Here is a 24,855-nt window from a genome sequence, read left to right on the forward strand (position 1 = left end):
AGCGACGCACAAGATTACGCTCATTCCAAATCAGCCTGCAAATTCCGATCAGATCTCGACGATCGGACGCAAGCCTCAAAAATGAGCCGATGCGGTAAAGCATCGGATCGGGAGGAAAAGTCATGCCACCCCTGTCTGGGGCAAAGGAAGCCTGCGCGCGCCTGTGCTCACCCGAGGGCTTCGCCGGTCGCTTGCGCCATGGCGTCTGACGCGATGGCCGCGCCCGCCACGAGCTTCGACAAGATCTGGGCCGCCCATCTGGTGGCGCGGCTCGACGACGGTCGCGACCTGATCTTCGTCGATCGCCACGTCCTGCAGGAGACGACCTGCGCGGTCGCCTTCGCCGGGCTGAAGCGCGCCGGGCGGAGCGTCGCCCACCCCGAACTCACGATCGCGACGCAGGACCACATCGTCTCGACCGATCCAGGCCGTGACGAGGACAGCAATCCCGGCGGCCGCGAACTGCTGACACTGATGCGGAGCAACGCCTATGCCAGCCGCATCCGGCATTTCGGCGTCGGCGATCCGCGCCAGGGCATCGTCCACGTCATTGCGCCCGAACTCGGATTCGCCCTGCCAGGCAGCATCCTGGCCTGCGGCGACAGCCATACCTCGACGGTCGGCGGCCTCGGCGCACTCGGCATCGGCGTCGGCACCAGCGAGGTCGAGCATGTGCTGGCAACGCAGACGCTGGCCTTGACCCGGCCCGCCAATATGCGCGTGCGCTTCGAGGGCAAGGTTGGCCCCGGCATCACCGCCAAGGACCTGATCCTGCGGGCGATGGGCGAACTCGGCGTCGCCGGGGGACGCGGCTGCGCGGTCGAATATGCCGGCTCCGCCATCGAGGCGCTGACGGTCGAAGCCCGTTTGACCTTGTGCAACATGTCGATCGAACTCGGCGCGCGGCTCGGCCTGATCGCGCCCGACGAGAAGACCTTCGCCTATCTCGAAGGCCGTGAGTTTGCGCCGCGCGGCGAGGCCTTCTCCCGCGCCGTCGCAGCCTGGCGCGGCCTGCGCAGCGACGAGGACGCCGTTTTCGCGCGCGACGTCCTGATCGATTGCGACACGATCGCGCCGCAGGTGACCTGGGGCACGACCCCGCAGGACGTGGCGGGGATCGGGGAGCGTGTGCCGGACCCTGCCGGATTCGCCGATGCGCGGCGTCGCGAGAGCGTCGCGCAGGCGATCCGCTATATGGGGCTCGAGCCGGGCATGAAGCTGGCCGGCATCCCGATCGACGTCGCCTTCATCGGCTCCTGTACCAATTCGCGCCTCTCCGACCTCGAAGCCGCCGCCGCCGTGGTGCGCGGGCGCCGGGTCGCCCCCGGCGTGCGCGGCCTCGTCGTGCCGGGCTCGATGTCCGTGAAGCGCGAGGCGGAGGCCCGCGGCCTGCACGAGATTTTCCGAGCGGCCGGGTTCGAGTGGCGCGAGGCCGGCTGCTCGATGTGCGTCAGCATCAACGAGGACGTCGTCGCGCCCGGCCTGCGCTGCATCGCCACGACCAACCGCAATTTCGAGAACCGGCAGGGCCCGCAAGCCCGCACCCATCTGGCGAGCCCCGCCATGGTCGCGGCCGCCGCGCTCGCGGGGCGGATCACCGATGTGCGCGAGGTGCCCCTGTCATGACCCTGGAGCCTGTCGCGTGAGAGATCCGGTCAGCAGCGTCGAAGGCGTCATGGCGGTGATGCCGCTCGCCAACGTCAATACCGACGCCATCATTCCCTCGGTCTGGTTGCGCACCGCCACCGCCGATCTCGGCAAAGCCCTGTTCGGCGGGCAGCGCTATGACGAGCATGGCGCCGAGCGGCCCGATTTCGTCCTGAACCGCGCGCCCTTCCGGCAGGCGCGCATCCTGCTCGCCGACGAGAATTTCGGCTGTGGCAGTTCGCGCGAGGCGGCGGTCTGGGCGCTGGCCCAGTTCGGCATCGGCTGCGTGCTGGCGCCGAGCTTCGCCGACATCTTCTACGAGAACGCCTTCAAGAACGGGCTCGTGGCCGGGCTGATCGAGCCCGCCACCTATCTCACCCTCAAGGCCACGGCGGACGCCCATGCCGATGCGCCGGTCTTCCGCGTCGACCTGCGCAGCACGACGGTCACCGGCCCCGACGGTCTGTCGCACGCTTTCAGGATCCCGGCCTCCCGGGCGCAGGCGCTGATGCGCGGCGACGACGAGATCGCGATCACGCTGCGCGAGACCGATGCGATCGAGGCTCACTACGCGGCGGCGCGGGCCCGCGCCGACTGGCTCTTCCCACCGGCCCTGGAGCGCGCGCGCACCTCATGACACGTCTCAGCATCCGCGACGCGCTGGCGCGCGAAAATCCGCTGGTCACCCCCCTCGCCCATGACGCGCTCTCGGCGCGGATGATCGAGCAGGCCGGCTTCCACGCCTTCGCCATCGGCGGCTCTGCCCTGCTCGCAGCGCGCCACGCCTATCCCGATATCGGCCTGATCGGCCTGACCGACATGGTCTCCGGCATCAGGGACATCGCCGACGCCTCCAGCATCCCGTTCATCGCCGATGCCGACGACGGCTATGGCGACGTCAAGAGCGTCGCCCGCCTCGTCACGGCCTACGAAGCGATCGGCGTCGGTGGCTTCCTGGTCGAGGACCAGGACCGCGACCGCAAGCAGCAGCGTGCCGACAAGGCGGCGGCCGTCGTCGACGAGGCGGTGATCGAGGCCAAGCTGCGTGCCGCCATGCGGGCCAGGACCAACCCAGAGACCTTCGTCATCGGGCGCACCGACGCCTACGGCCCGCTTGGGCTGGACGCCGCCATGCGCCGCGCGGAGCGCTTCTTCAAGCTCGGCGTCGACGGCGTCTTCATCGCCGGCCTGCGCACGGAGGCGGATTATCGCCGCGTCGGCGCCGCCTTCAAGGGCAGCTACCTGTCGGCCGCAATGTTCGAAGGTGGCGACACGCCCTGGCTCAGCCCCGCCGAACTCGGCGCGATGGGCTTCACGCAGGTCTCGTTTCCGGCGAGCCTGATCTTCCGGGTCGTCGCGGCGATGCGCGACGGGCTGGCGGAGCTGCGCGGCCATGCCGACGGCACCCGGCCGCTCAAGGCCTTGCAGCAGGGCCCGGCCATTCGCGATACCCTGGACAAGGCGGTCGATCTGGCGCGCTGGCGCGCGGTCGAGACGGCGCAGGACCAGGATTGACGGAGACGAAGCGACGACGAAGACGGCCGCCGACCGGCGGCTGGACCATGAAACGATCCGCGCAAGACGGACACGGGAGGAAACCATGACCATGCAGACAGACACGAATCGCAGAATCGACCGGATGGCAGTGCTCGCCGGCGCGGCCCTGTTCGGCCTGGCCCTCGCCGCGCCCGCTTCGGCCGAGGAAATCGTCGTCAGCAATTACGGCGTCTCGGCCAACGGCATGCCCTATGCCGTCGCCATGGAGAAGGGCTTCTTCAAGGAGGAAGGCGCCAACGTCACCGGCATCCTGACCTCCGCCGGCGGCGGCACGACGCTGCGCAACATGCTCGCCGGCAACGCGCCCTATGCCGAGGTCAACCCCAATGCGGTGATCGCGGCGGTGCAGCAGGGCGCCGACATCAAGATCGTCGCCGGCACCGTCCTGACGGTCGCCGAGTTCATCTGGGCGGTGAAGCCTGATTCCCCGATCAAGTCCGTCAAGGACCTGAAGGGCAAGAAAATGGGCTACACCAACCCGCGCTCGACCAGCCAGGCGCTGGCGACACTGGTGCTGCAGTCCGGCGGGCTGAAGACTGAAGATGTCGAACTGGTCAAGACCGGCGGCTTCGGCGAGGGCGTCGCCGCCCTCGATATCGGCCTGGTCGACGTCACGCCGATCCCCGAGCCGCTCTGGGCGAAGTTCCAGTCGAAATACCGCGCCATCGCCAAGGCATCCGACCTGCTGCCGCCGATGGCCAACGTGCTCGGCGTCGCCGCCGGCGCGGGCGCCGCCGGCAAGGACGACTTCATCAAGGGCGTGATCCGCGCCCGCCGCCGTGCCGTCGACTACATGGCCAAGAATCCGGATGAATCCGGCGACATCATCGCCAAGGTCTACAGCCTGGAGCCGGCGGTCGCGCGCGCAGCGGTCAGGAACCTGATCAGCAGCAAGACCAACGGCATCGAGTACTGGGGCGCGGGCTATATCCACATGGAAGGCCTGCAGCGCGCCATCGACGTGCAGAAGATGGTCGGCGCGATCAGCGGCGACATCGACACCGCCAAGCTCGTCGACACCCGCTATCTGCCCGACGACCTGAAGGCCTTGAGGTGACCGTGTCTGCAACTGCGCAAGTCTCGCTGCGCGACGTCGACAAGCTGTTCAGCCGGTCCGGGCGACCGGCTGACACCGTCCACGCGCTCGGCCCCATCAATCTCGACCTGCGGCAGGGCGAGTTCTTCGCCGTGGTCGGCCCCTCCGGCTGCGGCAAGTCGACCTTGCTCGAATTGGTCGCCGGGCTTTCGACCGCGACGCGTGGCGAGGTCGCCTTCGAGGGCAAGCCGATCCGCGACAGGATTCCCGACGGCGTTGGCGTCGTCTTCCAGGAGGATGCCTCGTTCCCCTGGCTGACGGTGCGCGACAACATCGCCTTCGGGCTCCGGCGGATGAAGTTGGCACCGGAGGAGAAGGCCCGGCGGATCGCGAGCGCTCTCGAGATGATGGGGCTCGTCGCCTTCGCCGACAGCTATCCGGCCCAGCTCTCCGGCGGCATGCGCCAGCGCGTCTGCATTGCCCGCACGCTGGTCACCGAACCGCGCCTGATCCTGCTCGACGAGCCCTTCGGCGCGCTCGACCAGCAGACGCGCCTGCTAATGGGCGACGAGGTGCTGAACCTCTGGCGCAAGACCGGCGCGACGGTCTTCCTGATCACGCATGCATTGGACGAAGCCGCCATGCTGGCCGATCGCATCGGCGTGATGTCGGCGCGGCCCGGCCGCCTGATCGACATCGTCGAGACCGGCTGGCCGCGCGAGCGCGACAGCCGGATCGTGCAGGAGGAGCATTTCGGCGCGATCACAGCCCGACTCTGGCGCTCGCTGCGCGCGGAATCGATGAAAGCGATCGGCAAGACCGGGGCGGCGGCATGAGGAGCCCCGTCCTCTGGCGTGTCATCATCATCGCCGGCTTCGTGGCCCTGCTCGAGGTGCTGTGCCTGACGCGTGTGATCGACCGGCTGACGATGCAGCCGCCACACGCCATGATCGCCGACCTCGCCAGGATGCTGCTGTCTGGCTCGCTCAACGCCGCCATCGCCAAGACGCTCGGCAATGCCATGGTCGCCTTCGTCATCGCCATGGTCATGGGCGTGACGAGCGCGATCGTGATCCACCGGCTGAAGCGCGTGCGCGACACGCTGGAGCCGCTGTTCGCGACCTATTACGCCATCCCGGTCTTCGCCTTCTACCCGCTGCTCATTGTCCTGCTCGGGCTGGGCGACGCGCCGCAGATCTTCATCGGCGCGATGCTGGGCGTGGTCGCGGTGATCGTGAACACGCTGAACGGGCTCGACCGGGTCCCCGGCGTCCTCCTCAAGACCGCCCGGATCAACCAGATGACCGCGGCCGAGACCGCCGTCAGGATCACCCTGCCCTATGCCTCGCCCTATATCCTGACCGGCGCAAAACTCGCCGTCGCCTATTCGCTGATCGGCATCATCGGCGCCGAGTTCATCATGTCCAATGGCGGCATGGGGTACGAAATCAGCTTCGCCTACAATAACTTCGACAACGCGACCATGTATCCGCTGATCCTGCTGATCCTGCTGGTCTCGATCTCGATCAACATGCTCCTCGCCCGTTGGGAGAAGGCGCTGATGGTACGGCGGGGACTGCGATGAGATCCGGCATGAACCCGCTCCTGCGCAATACCCTGACGCTCGCGGCGACCGTGCTCGTCGCCTGGCAGGCTCTGTACTGGATCGTCGGCGACGTCGCCCTGCGCTCGCCGCTCCAGACCTTTGCCTTTGCCGGCAAGCTCGTCGCCACGCCGCAATTCGCGGCCCATCTCGCCGAGACCGGCAAGGCCTTCGGACTCGCCCTGCTGCTGGCGATCGCGATCGGCCTCGCCATCGGCTTCACCCTCGGCATGAACCGCTTCCTGAGCGAGGTGCTGGAGCCCGTCCTCGTCGCGCTCTATTCGGTCCCCAAGATCACGCTCTACCCGATCCTGCTGCTGGCCTTCGGGCTCGGCATGTCGGCGAAGGTCGCCTTCGGCGCGATCCACGGCGTCATCCCGATCGCGCTCTTCACCATCACCGCGGTGCGCAACGTCAAGCCGGTCTACATCAAGACGGGCAGCGTGATGGGCCTGAGTCCGCTCGAAACGGTGCGCCGCATCATCCTGCCCGCCGCCCTGCCGGAAATCTTCGCCGGCCTCAGGATCGGCTTCTCGCTGACCCTGATCGGGACGCTGCTGGGCGAGATGTTCGCCTCGCAGCGCGGCCTCGGCTTCCTGCTGATGAGCGCGATCGGCCTGCACAATGTCGAGCTGATCATGGCACTGACACTGCTCCTGACGCTGTTTGCCGGCACGGCCAGCATCGTCCTGCTGGCGCTGAACCAGCGGCTCTATTCCAGGCTCTGAGCTCTCCCGCCGGGCGGCGGGCCGGGATGACGGGCGTCGGTCCAGGGCGCGACAGGTCATCGCGAACACGGCCTGCACGCAAAGCCCCGTCCGGCCTTCGCCGCGGGGTTTTCGATGAGCGATCCCGCAGGGGATGCGCGGAGCCGGGCGACGCGGCTCTTGCCGCGCGCCGGTGTCGAGTGTCGGTGTCGAAGTGTCGAGGCGACGCCAGCTGAGCGCCGCCCGGCTCCGCGCGCGGGTGTCTTTGGCCCGGCGCCGGCCCCCATCCTTGCCTATGGGATGGTGAACCCTCGCCGTCTCCGCGATATCCGGCCTGCGACGGCCGATCCTCGCGAACCCCGCTCCTGCACCCGGCCGCACGACGCCTCGCGACAGCCCCCTTGGTCGGGCACAGCGTGGGCAGAATAGGCATGGAAACGAAGCCCGGGGATAAACCCGGGCGCACTCGCCGCGGATGAACGCAGACGGCAACTCGCTTGCCCGAGCGCTGAAAGCAGATATATTCAGATGTAACGATATATTGGGAGGACGACATGCCAAGCCGACGCGAGATCATGCTGGGTGGCGCGGCCATCGCGCTGGCGGGTTCCGCGCCGGGGGCCATCGCCCAGGTGGTCGCCACGGCCCGGCAAGGGCAACGCGCGATCTCGGTTCTCAGCGACGGCAGCTTCGAGATGCCGCTGTCGATGCTGGCACGTGACGTCGCGCTCGACGCCATCGTGAGCGGGACGGGAAGGACAGGCCCCGTCACCAGCGTGCTGAACGTCACCTGCTTCAGGCAGGGCGATCAGGTCGTCGTGTTCGACTGTGGCTCGGGCGCCCATTTCCTGCCCGGCACGGGCAAGCTCGCCGCCAGCCTGGAGGCAGCCGGTATCGCGCCCGACAGCGTGACGCATGTGCTGTTCACCCATCTCCATCCGGATCACTTCTGGGGCGCGCTCGACGATTTCGACACGCCGCTTTTCCCGAACGCGCGCTGGCTCGCGAGCCGGCGCGAGATCGCCTTCTGGTCGGACCCGGCGATCTATCAGCGCCTCCCCGAGGACCGGCACGCCTTTGCCGCCGGCGCGCAGCGCATCATCAAGGCGCTGGGCGACACGCTGGAACAGCACGACCCCGGCTCCGACTGGCTTCCCGGCGTGGCGGCCTTCGATACGGCCGGTCATACGCCCGGCCATGTCTCGTTCGAACTGAAGGACGCGGACGGGCCGGTCTTCGTGCTCGGCGATGCCCTGACGCATCCGGTCGCATCCTTCGCGCATCCGGAATGGCGCCCGGCCTCGGATTTCGACGCCGATCGGGCGGTCGCGACACGACGGGCCGTGCTCGAGCGGGCAGCGGCCGAACAGGCGCAGGTGATCGGCTACCATCTCGATGGCGGGATCGGACGCGTCGAACGCGCCGGGACCGCCTATCGCTTCGCGCCGGCGCGCTGACATTGGTGGTGTGGCGGACAGCCCCGATGCGGGCTCAGGCCACCAGGCTGGCAAAGCCGCGCCACACGACATAGGCGCCGACGAGCGCGACGATGCCGGCGAAGACCCGCGTCAGCACGGTCTTCTGCGCGGCGAGCCGGTTGGCGACGCTCGTCCCGGCGATTCCGCCCACGAGGCCGCCGCCGATGAACAGCGCGGCGACATGCCAATCAACCAGCCCCGAGAGCGCGTAGGACGTCGCCGTGGTCAGGCCGAAGGCCGTGACCGCGACCAGCGATGAGCCGATCGCCGCGATCATCGGCATATGCGCCGCGCCCATGAGACCCGGCACGATGAGGAATCCGCCGCCGATACCGAAGAAGCCGGACATGCCGCCGACGAGGCCGCCGACGCCGAGAAGCCGGGGTAGCAGGCCGGGCGCACTGGCGCGGGTCAACGGCCTGAAGGCGTCGCCGCTCGCCGGCTTGCGCAGCAGCATGACGCCCGCGATCACCAGCATCAGCAGCCCGAACAGGAGGAGGAGCTTCTGGCCGTCGAAGCGCTTGCCGATGGCCGAGCCGGCCGCAGCGCCGGCGATTCCGGCCGTCGAGAACACCAGCGCGCAGGGCCAGCGGACATTGCCGGCGCGCGCATGGCCGACGAGGTTGGCCAGCGCACTCAGCGCGACGGCGACCGCGCTGGTCCCTATCGCGACATGCGGCGACGCCACGCCGACGACATAGACCAGCAGCGGAACGGCCAGAATGGAGCCGCCGCCGCCGATCAATCCAAGAACGAATCCGACCAGGGAGCCGGAGCCGAGCGAGGCGATGTCCGCTCCGCCGATCATGTCGCGATCTCCGCGCGGCGGCCGAGCCGCCGTGCCATCGAGTTGGGGAAAGACGTTTCAGAGGCCGTTGATCGGCACCTTCAGGAAGCGCTTGCCGCTCTCGTCGGGCTTGGGCAGTTCGCCGGCCTTCATGTTGACCTGCAGCGAGGGGATGATCAGCCTGGGCATATCGAGCGTCGCGTCGCGCGCCTGCCGCATCTTGACGAACTCGTCCTCGGTGATGCCGTCGCGGACATGGATGTTGTGGGCGCGCTGCTCCGCGACCGTCGTCTCCCAGCGGATATCGCGGCCGTTCGGGCCATAGTCGTGGCACATGAACAGGCGGGTCTCGCCCGGCAGAGCCAGGACGCGGCAGATCGAGCGATGAAGCGTGCGAGCGTCGCCACCCGGGAAATCGGCACGGGCCGAGCCGCCATCGGGCATGAACAGCGTGTCGCCGACGAAGGCGGCATCGCCGATGACATGCGTCATGCAGGCCGGGGTGTGGCCGGGCGTGTGCATCGCGAAAGCGGTCAGCCCGCCGATCCGGTAGGTGTCGCCATCCTTGAACAGCCGGTCGAACTGGCTGCCGTCGCGTTGAAACTCGGTGCCCTCGTTGAAGACCTTGCCGAAGGTCTCCTGGACGATGGTGATGTTCTCGCCGATGCCGATCTTGCCGCCGAGCTTCTTCTGCAGATAGGGCGCGCCCGAGAGATGGTCGGCGTGAACATGGGTCTCGATCAGCCATTCGACCTTGAGGCCCTGCGCCGTGACGAAGGCCGCGATCTCATCGGCGGATTCATAGGCGATGCGGCCGGCCGCATAGTCGATGTCCATGACGGAATCGACGATGGCGCAGGCGCTGGAGGCCGGGTCCCTGACGACGTAGCTAACCGTGTTGGTCGCCGCGTCGAAGAAGGCGGTGACCTCCGGCCTGGTCTGGAGGTCGACGGCGTGGGGAATGGCGGACATGACGGTCTCCGTTCTGCGACAGGTTCAGGAGGAGGAACGCGGCAGGAGGGCTTGCGTCCCCTGCGTTCGGGCGAGCCGGCGCGCTGCCGCCATGCCGGCCAGCATCGCCAGGATGAAGACGAGCGCCTCGGCCGTGCCGTAGCCGAGCGCCGTCAGCGCCGGGCCGGGGCAGAACCCGGCCAGCCCCCAGCCGATGCCGAAGATGGCAGGGCCGGCCAGGATGCGGGTGTCGACCGCCGTCGCCGTCGGCAGGCTGTAGCGCTCGGCGAAGACGGGATGCGGACGCTTCAGAACCAGGCGGAACCCGATGAAGGCCACAGCAATGCCGCCGGCCATGACGAAGGCCAGGCTCGCATCCCAGGTGCCGGCCGGGATCGCCGCCAGATCGAGGAAATTGAGCACCTTGGCGGGGTCGGACATGCCAGCGACGAGCAGGCCGACGCCGAAGACCAGGCCGGTCAGGAACTGAAGCAGGACGGGCATCGACGTCTCACAGAAGATGGCGGGTGACGAAGACGGTCGCGATCGCGGTCGTCATGAAGACCAGCACGGCGACGAGCGAGCGCAGCGACAGCCGCGACAGGCCGCAGATGCCGTGACCGGAGGTGCAGCCATTGCCCCAGACGGAGCCGAAGCCGACGAGCAGCCCCGCCAGCACCAGCAACGGCCAGCCGGCCTCGACCGTCTGGACGGGGAACGACCCGGTCACGCCGGCATAGGCCAGCGGGGCGGCGACGAGCCCGGCGACGAAAGCGAGGCGACCGGCGAATGCGCCGTCGGAATAAGGCGGCAGCAGGCGCGAGGCGATGCCGCTGATGCCGGCGATGCGCCCCTCGAATGCCATCAGCATCACGGCGGAGAGGCCGATGAGCCCGCCCCCGACCAAGGAGGCGAGCGGCGTGAAGGCGGTCGCCGTCATGTCAGCGCCGCTCGACCGGGCAGGTGCGGATGCCGAGCAGCGTGTAGGCCGGACAGAAGCGGAAGGCCGCCGTGCCGAGCATCACCAGGCCGACCACGGTCAGCGCGTATTTCCACGAGCCCCAGCCGGCAACCATGCCGGCCAGCGGCGGAACGAAAACGGCGGCGACGAGGACGAGGCCGAGAGCGAAGCGCAGAGCGCGATCAAGGGTGCCGACGTTCATGGAACGATCCTTTCCGAGTAAACATATTTACATTCATATGTTTGAATTCTTCATTGTCAAGCTGCGAGGCAACCGCGCGCATGGCTCCTACGTTCTGCCCGGGTTCGCATCACGATCCGGCACGCCCGTCCGCATCGCGACCCGGCGCGTATCCCGGAGCCGGCGGGCACGCATTGATGCGCCGAGATGCGGCATAAGGCTACAGTTAGGCCTTTTCGAATATCTTCAGTGGCACATCGCCGCAGCATCCCGGAAAGAGCCCATGACCGACATCCTCACGGCCCGGAGTGCGCGCAAGGCGCTGGGCGTCGGCGCCATCATCGGGATCGTGCTCGCGGGCGCCGTGGGTCTCGTCGCGGCGTCCGGCGCCCTGTCGACGCAGTTGCTCGGAAACCGGATCCTGAGCGAGACGATTTCGCGCGAGATGACGAGTTCGCAGGAGATGCTGGCGACGAGCCTCGGCAGCGAGGCCAGGCGCGCCCTGTCGATGGCCAACACGATCGCGAGCAACGCGCAGATCCAGGCGCTTTTCGCCGCAGGAGATCGCGCCGGCCTCGCCGCGGCGACCGTGCCGGGCTTCGGCGCGCTCAAGAGCGCGGATGGCGTGACGCAGCTTCAGTTCCACCTGGCCCCCGCGACATCCTTCCTTCGCGTGCATCGCCCGGAGAAATTCGGCGACGACCTCTCCTCCTTCCGGTTCACCGTGGTGGAGGCCAACAAGACGGGACAGCCGATTCATGGGCTGGAGAACGGGGTCGAAGGCCTCGGTGTCCGCGGCGTCATGCCCGTCCGAGCCGGCACCCGGATGATCGGGACGGTCGAGGTCGGGCTCAGCTTCGGGCAGTCCTTCTTCGAGACCTTCAAGAAGGCGTCCGGCAGCGACATCGCCTTCTTCGTCAAGACCGGCGACGCCCTCGCCCCCTTCGCATCAACCCTGCCCAAGGACACGCAGCTTTCGGAGGAGATGCTGCGCCGCGGCCTCGGCGGATCGACCGAGATCCAGCGCATCGCGCTCGGGGGCCGCGCCAGCGCGATCGTCTATGCGCCGGTCCGCGACTATCGCGGCGACGTGATCGGCAGCTATGCGCTGATTTCGGACATCTCGAGCTTCAGCTCCATCATGGATGCCGCCGCGGTCGCCTCGGGCGTCGTCGCGCTGATCAGCCTGATCGCCGCCATCGCCTGCGCCTGGATGCTGAAGCGCTGGATCGCCAATCCGATCAACCGGATGACGCGCACCATGACGGTGCTGGCGCGGGGCGACCGGAGCGTCGAGGTTCCCTCCCTGTCGCGCCGCGACGAGGTCGGCGAGATGGCGCAGGCGGTGCAGTTGTTCAAGCTCGCGGCGATCGAGAAGGAGCGCATCGAGAGCGCCAAGCTCGACGCCGAGCGCGAGGCCGAGACAGAACGCCAGTCGGCCGAGAGCGAGCGCCAGCGCAACGAGGCGCATCGACAGGAGGCGACGCATCAGCTCGGCATCGTGGTCGAAGGGCTGGGACAGGCGCTCGAGCATCTCGCCGATGGCGACCTGGCCCACAGGATCGATGCGGCGTTCTCGTCCGACTACGTCAAGCTCAAGGCGGACTTCAACGGAGCGATCACCAAGCTCGCCGACACGATGCGGCAGATCGCCTCTAACACGGACAGCATGAAGGCCGGCTCCGGCGAAATCCGCCAGGCGGCCGACGATCTCGCCGGCCGCACCGAGCAGCAGGCGGCCTCGGTCGAAGAAACCGCGACCGCGCTCGACGAGCTGACGGCCACCGTCAGGCAGACGGCCGAGAGCGCGCGCCTCGCCAGCCAGGCGACGCATCAGGTCAAGTCCGAGGCCGAGCAATCGACCGCGATCGTGCGCGAGGCAGTGATCGCGATGGGCGGCATCGAGACATCGGCAGGCGAGATTTCCCAGATCGTCGGCGTGATCGACGAGATCGCCTTTCAGACCAACCTGCTCGCGCTGAACGCCAGCGTCGAAGCCGCCCGCGCCGGGGATGCCGGCAAGGGCTTCGCGGTCGTGGCCTCCGAGGTCCGGGCGCTTGCGCAGCGTTCGGCGACCGCCGCCAAGGAGATCAAGACGCTGATCGAGAGTTCAGCTCTCGAGGTGGCGAAAGGCGTTGCGCTGGTCGGCCAGACCGGCGGCGCGCTCCAGCGCATGGCCGACGGCATCGGCCGCGCGACCGCGCTCGTCGCCGAGATCGCGAACGCGGCCCAGGAACAGGCCTCGGGTCTCCAGGAGGTCAACACCGCCGTCAACGAGATGGACCAGGCAACCCAGCAGAACGCCGCCATGGCCGAGCAATCGACCGCCGCCGCGCATTCGCTCTCGCAGGAGGCGGACAGGCTGGCGCGCCTCGTCTCCTATTTCCGGGTCGAGGACGCTCCCGGCCAGTCGTCCCGCTCCGGCGAAGAGATGCCAGCCGCCTATCGACACGTGGCATGAGGCGCGTCGGATAAGGCGCGCCGCAAACGAGATCAGCGCCAGCGGCTGAGCCAGAGCCCGCGCAAGGAGCCCTCCATCAGGAAGGCGATGCCGAGCCTGGCGCCGATCATCATGCCGGCGATCGCCAGCGGCCAGGACAGTGCCATCATCGAACCCGCCGAAACGCCCTGGCCGATGGTGCAGCCGCCGGCGAGGATGCCGCCGCCCCCCATGAACACGGCGCCGACCAGATGCCGGCGCATCTCGTGGTGATCGTCGAAAGCCTCCCAGCGGAATTCGCGGTCGAACAGCGCCGAGGCGAAGGAGCCGGCGACGACGCCGACGATCGTGCCGATGCCGAAGTCGAGCAGTCCGGCCGGCGTCGTCAGCACGGCGTAGAGCGCCCTGCCGATCGGCGAGACGAAGGTCAGGCTCTGCGCCCGGGGATTGGCGGCAAATTCATCGACGGCAACCCCGGTCGCCCACCATCCCAGCACCACGCCGAGGCCGAGCGTCAGCCCGGCCAGCAGCAACCGCGGCGAGCGCCGCAGGCGTGGATCGACCAGGACGACGGCGACGAGCAGGCCGGACGCCGCAATCGCGATGGCGAGCCTGACATCGCCCGCCCCGAGCCATTTCAGCACCGAGGGCAGATCCCCTTGCACCGAGCCCGGCACGGCCAGGGCGATGCGCTCGATCACGTCGATGCGCAACGGCGCAAGCATGCCGCGCAGCGTGGCATAGGCGGCGGCGCCGAAGACGATCATCACGATCAGGCTGCGCAAATCGCCCGTACCGAGGCGGATAAGCGAACCGAAGCTGCAGGTTCCAACCAGCGCCATGCCGATGCCGAAGAGCGTGCTGCCGAGGAGGATGGCGAACCAGGGCACGGCATTGGGGACATAGGTCGAAAAGCCGGGCGTCAGTTCGCCGCGCCAGACGAGCCACTGCGTGCCCAGCAGCGCCACGGCCAGCGCCAGACCGAAAATCCGCAGCCGCCGGGTATCCCCGCCGATCCAGACATCCTCGATCGCACCAAAAGAGCACAGCCTGGCGCGGCGCGCGGTGAAGCCGCAGGCGGCGCCGATCGCCGCGCCGACCAGCGTCACGGCCCAGGGCGGCAGGGGCGCCATGGGATCAGCGGGATCGCCGCAGGAGGCGGCCGCTCATCGCTCCTCGGCCGCAGGCTTCGGTGGGCCGCAGAAGATGTCGTAGATCACGGAGATCATGCGACGGACATCGTCATTGGCGAGGCTGTAATAGATCGCCTTGCCGTCGCGGCGCGTCGTCACGAGCTGGTCGAGCCGCAGGCGGGCGAGTTGCTGCGAGACCATGGGCTGGCGCAGCGAGAGGATGTTCTCCAGCTCGGTGACCGTGCGCTCGCGCTCCGCCAGAAGGCACAGCAGCAGCAGCCGGTTCTCATGCGAGAGCGCCTTGAGGAAGTCGCTCGCCTTGCGCGCCTTTCTCATCAGAACATCGAGCTCCGGGGAAAACTCCTCGCCGTCGCGCAGTTCGGCTTCGAGGGCCTTGGATACAATCGCGCTCATGGTCGTTCCGTGATCGAGGCTGCGCCGCTCGTGCGCTGGACCGGGTGTGCCATGCCGGCGAGCATCTTGCCAAGCAAGCCCCAGAAGGCGTCGTCCCCGAGATAGCCGGTGATCCGGCCGATCTCGCGGCCCTGGTCCATCAGGACGAAAGTGGGCGCCGCGACGACCGGCTCGTTCAGCCCGGGGCGGCTGTCGCCGCCGGGCCTGACCTCGACACGCTGCAGCGGCGCCTGCCGTCCCTCCGGCGTCAGCGCGTAGACCGGCGCGACCTCGCGCTCGAAGCGCGCGCACCAGGGACAGCCGTCGCGCGTGAACATGACAAGTTCGGCGGCGATGGCGGCCGGCGGCGAGGCAAGCCAAAAAGCCGCCCCGAATACGGCGGCAAGAGCAACGGCGCGCGGAGCGCGGCCAGGGTCTGGGCTCGACATGCCGTTAACATAGTCGTATTCGTATATTTATTCCAGTGCACCCGGCGGGAAGGCTTGCGATCGCCATGACGGCTCGCAGCGGCCGCTTCCGCGGCGGCGGCTCGGGACGACAAGCGGGACGAACGCCATGCTCACGCGCCGCAGCATCCTCGCTACCGGGCTCGCCGCCGGACTGACCGGACCAGCACAGGCCCGCGCGACGCTGGGCGAGGACGGGCTCTACAAGCTGGACTGGTATCTCGAGAGCTTCCTCGACCTCGGCGAAGACCTTGCAGCCGCGACCGCGGGCGGCAAGCGCTTCGCCATTCTCTGGGGTCTCAAGGGCTGCCCGGCCTGCCGGCGCATGCACGAGGTCCATCTCGCCGACCCGAAGACCGAGGCCTATCTCCGCGAGAATTTCGAAATCCTGCATCTGAATATTCTCGGCCAGCGGCCGGTGACCGATTTCGACGGCAGCAAGCTCGGCGAGAAGGCCTTCGCCGCGCGCTACGCCATCGCCGGGACGCCCTCGATCCAGTTCTTTCCGGAGGCCGCGGATGGGCTGGCGGCGCGGGCGCCCGGCGCCCGCGAGGTCGCGCGCATGCCGGGCCTGCCCGATCCGCGCGAATTCCTCGCCATGTTCAGGTTCGTGCGCGAAAATGCCTACCAGCGCGAAGCCTTCGCCGACTGGCTGCAGCGAATGCCAGTCGGCGGCTGAGGCGAGGCTATTTGTTCACCGGCGATTCCGGATCGAACAGATAGGCCATGACATCCTTGATCTGCTGCTCGTCGAGCACCTTGTTCGTGCCGAAGCGCGGCATGTTCGAGCAGGGCACGACGGCCATCGAATTGTAGATCTTGGTGTAGGCGTCCTTCATCGTCTCCGGATCATATTTCCGGTCCTTGCCATAGGCGGCAAGGCTCGGGCCGAGCGTGCCGTAGCTGACCTCTTTCGGATCGAGCTGGTGGCAGGCGAAGCAATTGCCGCCCGCGACCGTGCCCGGCGGGTCGGAGAACTGCCCTCCCCGGCCGTTATTGGCCACAGCATAGCCCTTCTTCCAGTCGCCGAGCAGCTTGCCGTCGGCCGGATAGGAGACCCTGGCCAGCTCGCGCTTGATGATGGCGTCAGACTCCGCCGAAGAGACATTGTTGCGCCTGATGTTGCAGGCCGCCAGCGATTCGTCCGGCGCGATCCGGGCCTGCCATTCCGGCGAGGCCTTGCCGAAGGTCGCCTTGACATAGGCATCGACGGTGGCCTGGTTCGGCTTCTCCTGGGCGAGCGCCGGGCCGCCGATCAGGAGTACGGCACAGGCCAGGGTGACGAAAGCGGTTCTTGTCATCGGTCCCGTCCTCTCAGCGCTTGATCGAAGGCACGTTGATCTCGCCGCCGGCGGCCTGCTTCTGCAGGAAGACGGTCAGCGCGGTCAGGCTGTCGGAGCCGAAATCGGGCACCGGCCAGCGCTGCTGGCGATAGCAGTCCCAGAGCCGGTGCTGCATCGTGCGCAGCGCGCTCTGCGAGACGCGATAGGTCGGCCAGGACGCCATCGTCGCCTGCGCCGCGGGGCCGGGCACCGAGAGGTTCGGCAGCCCCTGCAGACGGATGCGCTTGCCTTCGTCGGCATGGCAGGTGGCGCAGGAGAAATCCATTACGCCGCCGCGGCGGTAGAACAGCTCCTCGCCGACCGCCGCCATCTCCAGTTCCTTGGCGTGAGCGAGCTGCGGCTCGATCTTCATGCCGCTCGACTTGTTGGCGATGAACGCCGTGAGATCCTCGAGATCGGACGCCACGCCCGGCCCCGAGAAACGCCGCTTGACGATGTCGGCCGTGTCGAGCCCCTGCAGCTTGTCCATGCACCAGAGCAGACGCTGCTCGGTGTCCATGACGCGGTCGGCGTCGGCAAAGTGGCGCGGCAGCCTGGCGAAGGCGCCATCGACCTTGCCCGGTCCCTCGCCGAGATCGCAGGCTTCGAGCGAGACCTTCTTGGAACCGCGCGGCTCGGCCCAGAGCGCCTCGCCACGGTCGACCGCGAGGAAGCCGGGATTGGAGAACGGATCCGACAACATCTGCCGGTAGCGCTCGATCTCCTTTTCGCTGTCGTCCAGCGGCGGCGACTGCGCGGTCAGGTGCCCGGCAGCCAGTGTCATGGCAGCCGCCAGCACAGCCGCTCCGATGGTGGGGAGCTTCATCCCTTGCCCTTTCGTTTCCTCGGCCGCCAGCAGGTCGCGGCCTTCGTTACGCATCCCTCTCTGTCGGAGGGACTTTACATTCATAGAAAACAATATCACGATACGTGCAAATGATGATCGCGTGCCGGCCCCGCCGTCAAGAGCGAGACAAGAACATTTCAAAGGAGGAATTCGGATGCCATCCCGCATAACGGGGCTCACCCGCCGCAGCACCCTCACGGCCGGAGCCATGGCCGCCCTCGCCGGGCTGCTGGGGCCGCGTCTCGCCTTCGCCGACGAAAAGACGGTGATGGCGGAGATCAAGAAGCTCTATGGCGACAAGCCGATGGGCACGGGCAAGATCAAGCTCGACGTGCCGGAGATCGCCGAGAACGGGCTGGTCGTGCCGATCAATGTCGAGGTCGAGAGTCCGATGACGGAAGCCGACTACGTCAAGGCGGTCCATGTCTGGGCGGACGGCAATCCGCAGCCCGGCATCGTCAGCTACAGCTTCACGCCGGCTGGCGGGAAGGCCTCGGCGGCGACCCGCATGCGGCTGGCGCAGACGCAGAACATTGTCTGCGTCGCCGAGATGTCGAATGGCGCGCTGCACATGGCCAAGGCCAATGTGAAGGTCACGATCGGCGGCTGCGGCGGCTGAAGCCGGCCTCCCGCACGCCCAACAAGAAACCGACGACCCAAGGCGAGGATTCAGCGATGACCACCAAACCAACCCCGCGCGTACGCGTTCCGGCCAAGGCCGCCGCCGGCGAGCTGATCGAGATCAAGACGCTGATCTCGCACGAAATGGAATCGGGCCAGCGCAAGGATGCGCAGGGCGCCACGATCCCGCGCAAGATCCTCAACAGGTTCAGCGCGATCTTTAACGGCAAGATGTTCTTCGCGGCGGACTGGCATCCGGCGATTTCGGCCAACCCCTATCAGTCCTTCTTCTTCAAGGCGACCGAGTCCGGCGAATTCACCTTCGTCTGGAAGGATGACGACGGCTCCGAATACACAGCGAAGAACAAGCTGACCGTCGGCTGAGCGCCGGCCGGCAGTCTTGACGAGCAGTCCTGCCGGACGGCTTTGGCGAGCGGCACTCAACGATCGCGACGACGCCGCTGGCGCCAACCGGAGGCAGGAATGGCTGGCGCAGCGCGCTTGTCCAAAGGGTGAATCATGGTCTCTCGACGCGAATTCCTGCAAGCGACGGCGGCTGCCGCGGCGCTGACCGCGGCCTCCGGGCTCGGCCCGCTCGGCCGCGTGGCGGCCCAGCAGAAGCTCTCCCAGGCCGATATCCTGCGCTTCGACCCGCTGGGCACGGTGACGATCCTGCATGTCACCGACATCCATGCGCAGTTGATGCCGCTGCATTTCCGCGAGCCTTCGATCAATCTGGGCGTCGGCGAGGCCAGAGGGCAGCCGCCGCATCTGGTCGATGAGGCGTTCCGGCGCTTCTACAAGATCGCGACCGGCTCGGCCGATGCCTTCGCGCTGACATCGGATGATTTCGTCGCCCTGGCGCGCAACTACGGCCAGTTGGGCGGGATGGACCGCGTCGCCACGCTGGTCAGGGCGATCCGGGCCGAACGTGGCGACGACAAGGTGCTTCTGCTCGACGGCGGCGACACCTGGCAGGGAAGCTGGAGCGCGCTCCAGACCAAGGGCCAGGACATGGTCGACGTGATGGCGGCGCTGAAGACCGATGCGATGACCGCGCATTGGGAGTTCACGCTCGGCGCCGAACGCGTCAAGGAGATCGCCGAGAGCTCCAGCGTGGCCTTCCTGGCGCAGAACATCCGCGACAAGGAATGGAACGAGCCAGTCTTCGCGCCGCGCAAGCTCTATGAGAAGGGCGGGGTCAAGGTTGCCGTGATCGGGCAGGCACTGCCACGCACAGCCGTCGCCAATCCACGCTGGATGTTCCCGGACTGGGAATTCGGCATCCGAGAGGAAGAAATCCAGAAGCAGGTCGACGAAGCACGCATGGAGGGCGCAGCGATCGTCGTGCTGCTCTCCCACAACGGTTTCGATGTCGATCGCAAGCTCGCCGCGCGGGTCAAGGGGCTGGACGTCATCCTGACCGCCCACACCCATGACGCGATGCCGGGCATGGTGCAGGTGGCAAAGACCATGCTCGTCGGCTCCGGCTCGCATGGCAAATTCGTCTCGCGCCTCGACATCGCGACGAAGGACGGCAAGGTCTCCGACATCCGCTTCAAGCTGATGCCGGTGTTCTCCGACGCGATCGCGCCCGATCCGGAGATGGCGGCGCTGATCAAGACGGTGCGGGCGCCCTTCGCCGCCGATCTGGCACGCGAGATCGGCCGGACGGAGTCCCTGCTCTACCGCCGCGGCAACTTCAACGGCACCTTAGACGATCTGATCTGCGATGCGATGCTGTCACAGCGCGACGCCGAGATCGCGCTGTCGCCGGGGTTCCGCTGGGGCGGCACGCTGCTGCCGGGCGATGCGATCACCTGGGAGGCGATCACCAACGCCACCGCGATCACCTATCCGAACTGCTACCGCAACGAGATGACCGGCGCGCAGCTCAAGGAGATCCTTGAGGATGTCGCCGACAACATCTTCCATCCGGACCCATATTTCCAGGGCGGCGGCGACATGGTCCGCACCGGCGGTATGGGCTACGCGATCGATGTCGGCAAGCCGATGGGCAGCCGCATCTCGGGCCTCACCCATCTGAAGTCGGGCCAGCCGATCGACGCCGCGAAGACATATGTGGTCGCCGGCTGGGCCAGCGTCAACGAGGGCACGCAAGGCCCGCCGATCTGGGACGTGGTGCGCGACCATGTCGCCGCGACCAGGACGGTCACGATCAAGCCGAACGATGCCGTGAAGGTGATCGGAGCGTGAGCCGCCGCCATGCACCCGCCCCCATGCGCTCGTCCATCTGCACCCGCCCCATCACCCGCGAGGAGATGAGCCGATGACTTCTCCCAGGAACACCCCTCCCGGTAACACCGCTCCCGGTAACACCGCCGGGACAGCCCCCGCCGCCGAAGCCGGCGCGCTCAGCCGCCGCCGCTTCCTCGGTGCCGCGACCGCAGCCGGCGCCGGGCTGGCGGGCGCCGGGCTGGCCCGCGCCGAAGCACCAAAGCCCGACCCGCTGATCACCGAGGTCCAGGACTGGAACCGTTATCTCGGCGAAGGCGTCGACAAGCGGCCCTATGGCACGCCCTCGCGCTTCGAGAAGCATGTCGTGCGCCGCGAGGTGTCCTGGCTGACGGCCGCGCCGGAATCCTCGGTCAACTTCACGCCGCTGCACGAGCTCGACGGCATCATCACGCCCTCGGGGCTGTGCTTCGAGCGCCATCATGGCGGCATCGCCGACATCGACCCCGCCAATCACCGGCTGATGATCCACGGCCTCGTCGACAAGCCGCTGGTCTTCACGATGGAGGATCTCCGGCGCATGCCGCGCCAGAGCCATGTTCATTTCCTCGAATGCGCCGCGAATTCCGGCATGGAATGGCGCGGCGCCCAGCTCAATGGCTGCCAGTTCACCCACGGCATGGTGCACAACCTGATGTATACGGGCGTGCCGCTGAAGCTGCTGCTGGCCGAGGCCGGGCTGAAGCCCAACGCCAAATGGCTGATGCTGGAGGGGGCCGATTCCTCGGGGATGAACCGCTCGCTCCCGGTCGAGAAGGCGCTCGACGACGTGCTGATCGCGTTTGCGATGAACGGCGAGGCGCTGCGGCCCGAGCAGGGCTATCCACTGCGCGCCGTGGTGCCGGGCTGGGAAGGCAATATCTGGGTCAAATGGCTGCGCCGGATCGAGGCCGGCGACATGCCCTGGCAGGCCCGCGAGGAGACCTCGAAATACACCGACCTGCTTGCCGACGGACGCTCGCGCCGCTTCACCTTCATCATGGACGCCAAATCGGTGGTGACCAATCCCTCGCCCCAGGCGCCCCTCAGGCACAAGGGCCGCAACGTACTGAGCGGGCTGGCCTGGTCGGGACGCGGCACGATCAAGCGCGTTGACGTGACCATCGACGGCGGCCGCAACTGGCAGGCGGCCCGGATCGACGGGCCCGTGCTCGATAAGTCGCTGACGCGCTTCTATGTCGATTTCGACTGGGCCGGGCAGGAATTGCTGGTCCAGTCCCGCGCCATCGATTCGACCGGCTATGTCCAGCCGACCAAGGACGAGCTGCGCAAGGTTCGCGGCGTCAATTCCATCTACCACAACAACGGCATCCAGACCTGGCAGGTCCGGCCGAACGGGGAGACCGAGAATGTCGAGATCGGTTGACTCCCGCTTGCGTCGCCGCCTGAGCGTCCTGGCCCTGACGGCATGTGCCGGGCTGACGGTGCTGTCTGTCGGCCCGCTGGTCGCGCAATCGCAGAAGCCGGTTGCCGCCAAGCCCGCGGCCATCGCGCCGGGACCGCATGCCAAGCTTGGCCTCGGGCGCCCTGCCCTGCCCGAGGAGATCAGGGCCTGGGACATCGACGTGCGCCCGGACGGACAGGGCCTGCCGCCCGGCAAGGGCACGGTCAGGCAGGGCGACGAGATCTTCCAGACGCAATGCGCGAGCTGCCATGGCGAGTTCGGCCAGGGCAATGCGCGCTGGCCGGTTCTGGCCGGCGGCCAGGGAACACTGAAGGCGGACCGGCCGGAGAAGACGATCGGCTCGTTCTGGTCCGATCTCTCGACCGTCTACGACTACATCCGCCGGGCCATGCCGTTCGGCAATGCGCAGTCGCTCTCCGCCGACGAGATCTACGCCGTCACGGCCTATCTGCTCTATCTCAACGACATCGTGAAGGACGAGGATTTCGAGCTCTCCGACAAGAACTTCAGCTCGGTGAAGCTGCCCAATGCGGGGGCCTTCTACGAGGACGACCGGGAAACGTCGGAAAAGGCCTTCTGGGGCAAGGAGCCCTGCATGACGAACTGCAAGGCCGAGGTGAAGGTGACAGGCCGGGCCGCCGTGCTGGACGTCACGCCGGACTCCAAGAGTGCCCCGAAGGTCGATTGAATGCAGGGCCGCCGGAGATCCCTGACAGCGACGCTGTCCACCATCGGCCTGTTCGCGCTCGGCGATGCCGGCGGGATGGCCTCGGCAGGACGCGCCCATGCGGCGGGAGACCGGGCGCTCGGCGAATATCTATCGGCGGAATGCGCCACCTGCCACCAGATCAGCGGCCGGCAGCAGGGCGGCATCCCGGCGATCGTCGGGCATCCGGCCGACCAGTTTGTTGCGCTGATGGAGTCCTACAAGGACAAGCACCGCGACAGCCAGGTCATGCGGACGATCGCGGGACGGCTTTCTCGGGAGGAGATCGAGGCGCTGGCCACCTATTACGAAATCCTGCCGCCGCAGAGCTAGCCGCGGGCCGGGGATATACAAGCCGATACACAAGCGTGTGACGACGGGGCAACCGCCGCAAAGACGCCGGCCTATAACGAGAATAAACAACAGGGAGGTTCAGGCATGCATCTCGATCGCCGTACATTCATCCTGTCGGGCGTTGCCGGCAGCGCGACGCTGGGCCTCGGCGCGCCGGCCGTCATCGGGCAGGCGAAGCCGCGCGTCGTCGTGATCGGCGGCGGGGCCGGCGGAGCGACCGCAGCGAAATACATCGCCAGGGACAGCCAGGGCGCGATCGCGGTGACGCTGGTCGAGGAGAACGAGAGCTACCAGACCTGCTTCCATTCCAATCTCTATGTCGGCGGCTTCAAGAGCTACGACGAGATCGTGCATCGCTACGACACGCTGGCGAAGACGCATGGCATCGCGCTCGTCCGGGCGCGCGCCAGCCAGATCGACCGCGAGCGGACGGAGGTCGTGCTCTCGACCGGGGAGCGCCTGCCCTATGACCGCCTCGTGGTCTCGCCCGGCATCGACCTTAAATACGACTCCGTGCCGGGTTGGTCGAAGGAGGCCGAGGAGCGGATGCCGCATGGCTGGAAGCCCGGCCGCCAGACGCAGTTGATCCGGGAGCGGCTCGACGCCGTGCCGAATGGCGGCATGGTCGTGATGATCGCGCCGCCCAACCCCTATCGCTGCCCGCCCGGCCCCTATGAGCGCGCCTCGATGTTCGCCCATGCCCTGAAGAAGGCCGGCAAGACCGACGCGAAGATCGTCATCCTCGATCCGAAGGAGAGCTTCTCCAAGCAGGGCGTCTTCCAGGCCGACTGGGAGAAGCGCTACGGCCCGATGATCGAATGGCTCGGCCCGAAGGTTCATGACGGGATCAAATCGGTCGACCCGAAGACGAACACCGTCGTCACCGGCTTCGAGACCTATACGGACTGCGCCTTCGTCAACGTCATCCCGGCGCAGATGGCGGGCGAGATTGCGCGCGTCTCGGGGCTGGCTCCGGCCGGCGGCTATTGCGCCATCGACGCCGCGACGATGAAATCGACCGTCGATGCCAACATCTTCGTGCTGGGCGATGCCTGCATCGGCGGCGACATGCCGAAATCCGCGTTCTCGGCCAACAGCCAGGCCAAGGTCGCCGCGATGGTGATCCGGGGCGAATTGACCAATGCCCGCACCTTCCCGGCGCGCTACGTCAACACCTGCTGGTCGCTCGTCGACACCGACGACACGATCAAGGTCGGCGGGCGCTACGAGCCCAAGGACGGCAAGATCACCGCGACCGAGACCTTCGTGTCGCAGCCGGGCGAGAGCGACGCGCTGCGCAAGGAGAACCAGGCCGAGAACATGGGCTGGTATGCCGGCATCACCGCCGACATGTTCAGTTGAGCGGACCTCCCGGCACCGCGGCCTCCCGCGCGGTGCACACTCCCGGCCGCGCGCCTGCGCGGCCGCTTTTTCGAGACAGGACGAAGGACGACGCATGAAACTGCTGACCAGCGCCACCCTGATCGCCGCTGCGCTCGCCGCCGGCGCCGCGCAAGGGCAGGACATCGCCGCGGGCGAGCGCTCCTGGAACAAGTGCCGCGCCTGCCACCAGATCGGCGAGACGGCGAAGAACCTCGTCGGCCCCCAGTTGAACGGGCTGATCGGGCGCCATTCCGGAGCGGTGGAGGGCTACAGCTATTCCGCGGCCAACAAGAACTCGGGCATCACCTGGGATGAGGCCGTCTTCGCCGAGTACATCAAGGATCCCAAGGCGAAGATTCCGGGCACCAAGATGATCTTTCCGGGAATCAAGAACGAACAGGAAATCAAGGACCTGACCGCCTTCCTCAAGCAGTACGACAAGGACGGCAAGAAGCCCTGAGGCGTCGCATCCCGGTCGCCGCACGAGCGAACCGGGGCGAGGACGGGCTTACGGCCGGGCTCGCCTACATGTGGCTCGCATTACCGGCCCCTGCCCGGCCCTTCCCTGAAGCGACGGCCTCCTGCCGAAGCCCTCATTTCCGTTTTTCGGCCCGGCATCG

General features: G+C 67.6%; 28 protein-coding genes. 18 read left to right on the top strand and 10 right to left on the bottom strand.

From position 1 onward, the window contains the following. Nucleotides 1-213: 213 nt before the first annotated feature. The 8 genes from leuC (at nt 214) to C8D03_RS25040 (ending at nt 8,007) form a co-directional block, all read left to right on the top strand. On the top strand, nt 214-1,626 hold the full coding sequence (gene leuC, locus C8D03_RS25005; RefSeq protein ID WP_108050695.1) for a 3-isopropylmalate dehydratase large subunit: 1,413 nt from the start codon (nt 214-216) through the stop codon (nt 1,624-1,626). A 16-nt stretch (nt 1,627-1,642) separates the two neighbouring features. Next, entirely contained in the window at nt 1,643-2,284 is a 642-nt protein-coding gene (leuD, locus tag C8D03_RS25010; protein ID WP_210203962.1) for a 3-isopropylmalate dehydratase small subunit, read from the top strand. Next, nucleotides 2,281-3,162 carry an isocitrate lyase/PEP mutase family protein gene (locus C8D03_RS25015; RefSeq protein WP_108050699.1) on the top strand — a complete coding sequence of 294 codons (882 nt, stop codon included), beginning with the start codon at nt 2,281-2,283 and terminating at the stop codon, nt 3,160-3,162. The genes leuD and C8D03_RS25015 overlap by 4 nt, the downstream gene beginning before the upstream one ends. Nucleotides 3,163-3,247: 85 nt before the next feature. After that, entirely contained in the window at nt 3,248-4,261 is a 1,014-nt protein-coding gene (locus tag C8D03_RS25020) for an ABC transporter substrate-binding protein (protein ID WP_181301242.1), read from the top strand. Between the two features lie 2 nt (nt 4,262-4,263). Continuing rightward, on the top strand, nt 4,264-5,076 hold the full coding sequence (locus C8D03_RS25025) for an ABC transporter ATP-binding protein (RefSeq protein WP_248308617.1): 813 nt from the start codon (nt 4,264-4,266) through the stop codon (nt 5,074-5,076). Continuing rightward, nucleotides 5,073-5,825, top strand: coding sequence for an ABC transporter permease (locus tag C8D03_RS25030; protein WP_108050704.1), 753 nt, complete (start codon nt 5,073-5,075; stop codon nt 5,823-5,825). The genes C8D03_RS25025 and C8D03_RS25030 overlap by 4 nt, the downstream gene beginning before the upstream one ends. 8 nt (nt 5,826-5,833) lie before the next feature. Next, nucleotides 5,834-6,571, top strand: coding sequence for an ABC transporter permease (locus C8D03_RS25035; protein ID WP_108050706.1), 738 nt, complete (start codon nt 5,834-5,836; stop codon nt 6,569-6,571). Between the two features lie 533 nt (nt 6,572-7,104). Continuing rightward, complete coding sequence (locus C8D03_RS25040; RefSeq protein ID WP_108050708.1) at nt 7,105-8,007, top strand: MBL fold metallo-hydrolase; 903 nt, start codon at nt 7,105-7,107, stop codon at nt 8,005-8,007. Between the two features lie 34 nt (nt 8,008-8,041). Here C8D03_RS25040 and C8D03_RS25045 read toward each other — a convergent pair whose 3' ends face one another. The 5 genes from C8D03_RS25045 to C8D03_RS25065 are packed head-to-tail and all read right to left on the bottom strand — an operon-like array spanning nt 8,042 to nt 10,929. Further along, nucleotides 8,042-8,836 (bottom strand): sulfite exporter TauE/SafE family protein, encoded by a 795-nt coding sequence (locus tag C8D03_RS25045; protein ID WP_108050710.1) that lies wholly within the window; start codon nt 8,834-8,836, stop codon nt 8,042-8,044. A 57-nt stretch (nt 8,837-8,893) separates the two neighbouring features. Beyond that, a complete protein-coding gene (locus tag C8D03_RS25050; protein WP_108050712.1) occupies nt 8,894-9,787 on the bottom strand; it encodes an MBL fold metallo-hydrolase in 894 nt (297 codons plus the stop codon). A gap of 24 nt (nt 9,788-9,811) precedes the next feature. Continuing rightward, the gene (locus C8D03_RS25055; RefSeq protein WP_108050715.1) at nt 9,812-10,270 is read right to left on the bottom strand and encodes a DUF6691 family protein; all 459 of its coding nucleotides are present in this window, start codon (nt 10,268-10,270) and stop codon (nt 9,812-9,814) included. 7 nt (nt 10,271-10,277) lie between these two features. Next, on the bottom strand, nt 10,278-10,706 hold the full coding sequence (locus C8D03_RS25060) for a YeeE/YedE family protein (RefSeq protein ID WP_108050717.1): 429 nt from the start codon (nt 10,704-10,706) through the stop codon (nt 10,278-10,280). A 1-nt stretch (nt 10,707) separates the two neighbouring features. Beyond that, complete coding sequence (locus C8D03_RS25065; protein WP_108051971.1) at nt 10,708-10,929, bottom strand: YgaP family membrane protein; 222 nt, start codon at nt 10,927-10,929, stop codon at nt 10,708-10,710. A 262-nt stretch (nt 10,930-11,191) separates the two neighbouring features. Here C8D03_RS25065 and C8D03_RS25070 point away from each other — a divergent pair, with 262 nt between their 5' ends. Further along, nucleotides 11,192-13,369, top strand: a complete 2,178-nt coding sequence (locus C8D03_RS25070; protein WP_181301244.1) for a methyl-accepting chemotaxis protein — start codon at nt 11,192-11,194, stop codon at nt 13,367-13,369. A gap of 32 nt (nt 13,370-13,401) precedes the next feature. Here the strand turns inward: C8D03_RS25070 and C8D03_RS25075 are convergent, their stop codons facing one another. From C8D03_RS25075 to C8D03_RS25085, 3 genes are read right to left on the bottom strand one after another with little or no spacing between them, the layout of a single operon-like run. Further along, entirely contained in the window at nt 13,402-14,481 is a 1,080-nt protein-coding gene (locus C8D03_RS25075) for a YeeE/YedE family protein (protein WP_108050721.1), read from the bottom strand. Between the two features lie 33 nt (nt 14,482-14,514). Beyond that, entirely contained in the window at nt 14,515-14,895 is a 381-nt protein-coding gene (locus tag C8D03_RS25080) for an ArsR/SmtB family transcription factor (RefSeq protein ID WP_108050723.1), read from the bottom strand. Continuing rightward, nucleotides 14,892-15,212: a thioredoxin family protein gene (locus C8D03_RS25085; protein WP_108050725.1), complete on the bottom strand. Its 321-nt coding sequence runs from the start codon at nt 15,210-15,212 to the stop codon at nt 14,892-14,894. The genes C8D03_RS25080 and C8D03_RS25085 overlap by 4 nt, the downstream gene beginning before the upstream one ends. A gap of 238 nt (nt 15,213-15,450) precedes the next feature. On the opposite strand from C8D03_RS25085, the gene C8D03_RS25090 reads away from it, so the two are divergent. Continuing rightward, nucleotides 15,451-16,020: a thioredoxin family protein gene (locus C8D03_RS25090; protein WP_108050727.1), complete on the top strand. Its 570-nt coding sequence runs from the start codon at nt 15,451-15,453 to the stop codon at nt 16,018-16,020. A gap of 7 nt (nt 16,021-16,027) precedes the next feature. Here C8D03_RS25090 and soxX read toward each other — a convergent pair whose 3' ends face one another. Further along, nucleotides 16,028-16,642, bottom strand: coding sequence for a sulfur oxidation c-type cytochrome SoxX (soxX, locus tag C8D03_RS25095; protein WP_108050729.1), 615 nt, complete (start codon nt 16,640-16,642; stop codon nt 16,028-16,030). Nucleotides 16,643-16,655: 13 nt separating this feature from the next. Further along, nucleotides 16,656-17,447: a sulfur oxidation c-type cytochrome SoxA gene (soxA, locus tag C8D03_RS25100; protein WP_465246486.1), complete on the bottom strand. Its 792-nt coding sequence runs from the start codon at nt 17,445-17,447 to the stop codon at nt 16,656-16,658. Nucleotides 17,448-17,664: 217 nt separating this feature from the next. On the opposite strand from soxA, the gene soxY reads away from it, so the two are divergent. The 8 genes from soxY to C8D03_RS25140 all read left to right on the top strand — a co-directional run bounded on the left by soxY (nt 17,665) and on the right by C8D03_RS25140 (nt 24,695). Further along, the gene (soxY, locus tag C8D03_RS25105) at nt 17,665-18,129 is read left to right on the top strand and encodes a thiosulfate oxidation carrier protein SoxY (protein WP_108050731.1); all 465 of its coding nucleotides are present in this window, start codon (nt 17,665-17,667) and stop codon (nt 18,127-18,129) included. Nucleotides 18,130-18,185: 56 nt separating this feature from the next. Then, nucleotides 18,186-18,515, top strand: coding sequence for a thiosulfate oxidation carrier complex protein SoxZ (gene soxZ, locus C8D03_RS25110; protein WP_108050733.1), 330 nt, complete (start codon nt 18,186-18,188; stop codon nt 18,513-18,515). 135 nt (nt 18,516-18,650) lie between these two features. Continuing rightward, nucleotides 18,651-20,348: a thiosulfohydrolase SoxB gene (gene soxB, locus C8D03_RS25115; protein WP_108050735.1), complete on the top strand. Its 1,698-nt coding sequence runs from the start codon at nt 18,651-18,653 to the stop codon at nt 20,346-20,348. Nucleotides 20,349-20,421: 73 nt separating this feature from the next. Then, a complete protein-coding gene (gene soxC / locus C8D03_RS25120) occupies nt 20,422-21,753 on the top strand; it encodes a sulfite dehydrogenase (protein ID WP_108050737.1) in 1,332 nt (443 codons plus the stop codon). Then, complete coding sequence (locus tag C8D03_RS25125) at nt 21,737-22,480, top strand: c-type cytochrome (protein ID WP_108050739.1); 744 nt, start codon at nt 21,737-21,739, stop codon at nt 22,478-22,480. Before soxC ends, C8D03_RS25125 begins: the two co-directional genes overlap by 17 nt. Next, the gene (locus C8D03_RS25130; RefSeq protein WP_108050741.1) at nt 22,481-22,831 is read left to right on the top strand and encodes a c-type cytochrome; all 351 of its coding nucleotides are present in this window, start codon (nt 22,481-22,483) and stop codon (nt 22,829-22,831) included. A gap of 105 nt (nt 22,832-22,936) precedes the next feature. Beyond that, nucleotides 22,937-24,214 (top strand): NAD(P)/FAD-dependent oxidoreductase, encoded by a 1,278-nt coding sequence (locus C8D03_RS25135; RefSeq protein ID WP_108050743.1) that lies wholly within the window; start codon nt 22,937-22,939, stop codon nt 24,212-24,214. Nucleotides 24,215-24,308: 94 nt separating this feature from the next. Continuing rightward, complete coding sequence (locus C8D03_RS25140) at nt 24,309-24,695, top strand: c-type cytochrome (protein WP_108050745.1); 387 nt, start codon at nt 24,309-24,311, stop codon at nt 24,693-24,695. Nucleotides 24,696-24,855: the final 160 nt, after the last annotated feature.

Source organism: Bosea sp. 124, from assembly GCF_003046175.1.
GTDB lineage: Bacteria > Pseudomonadota > Alphaproteobacteria > Rhizobiales > Beijerinckiaceae > Allobosea.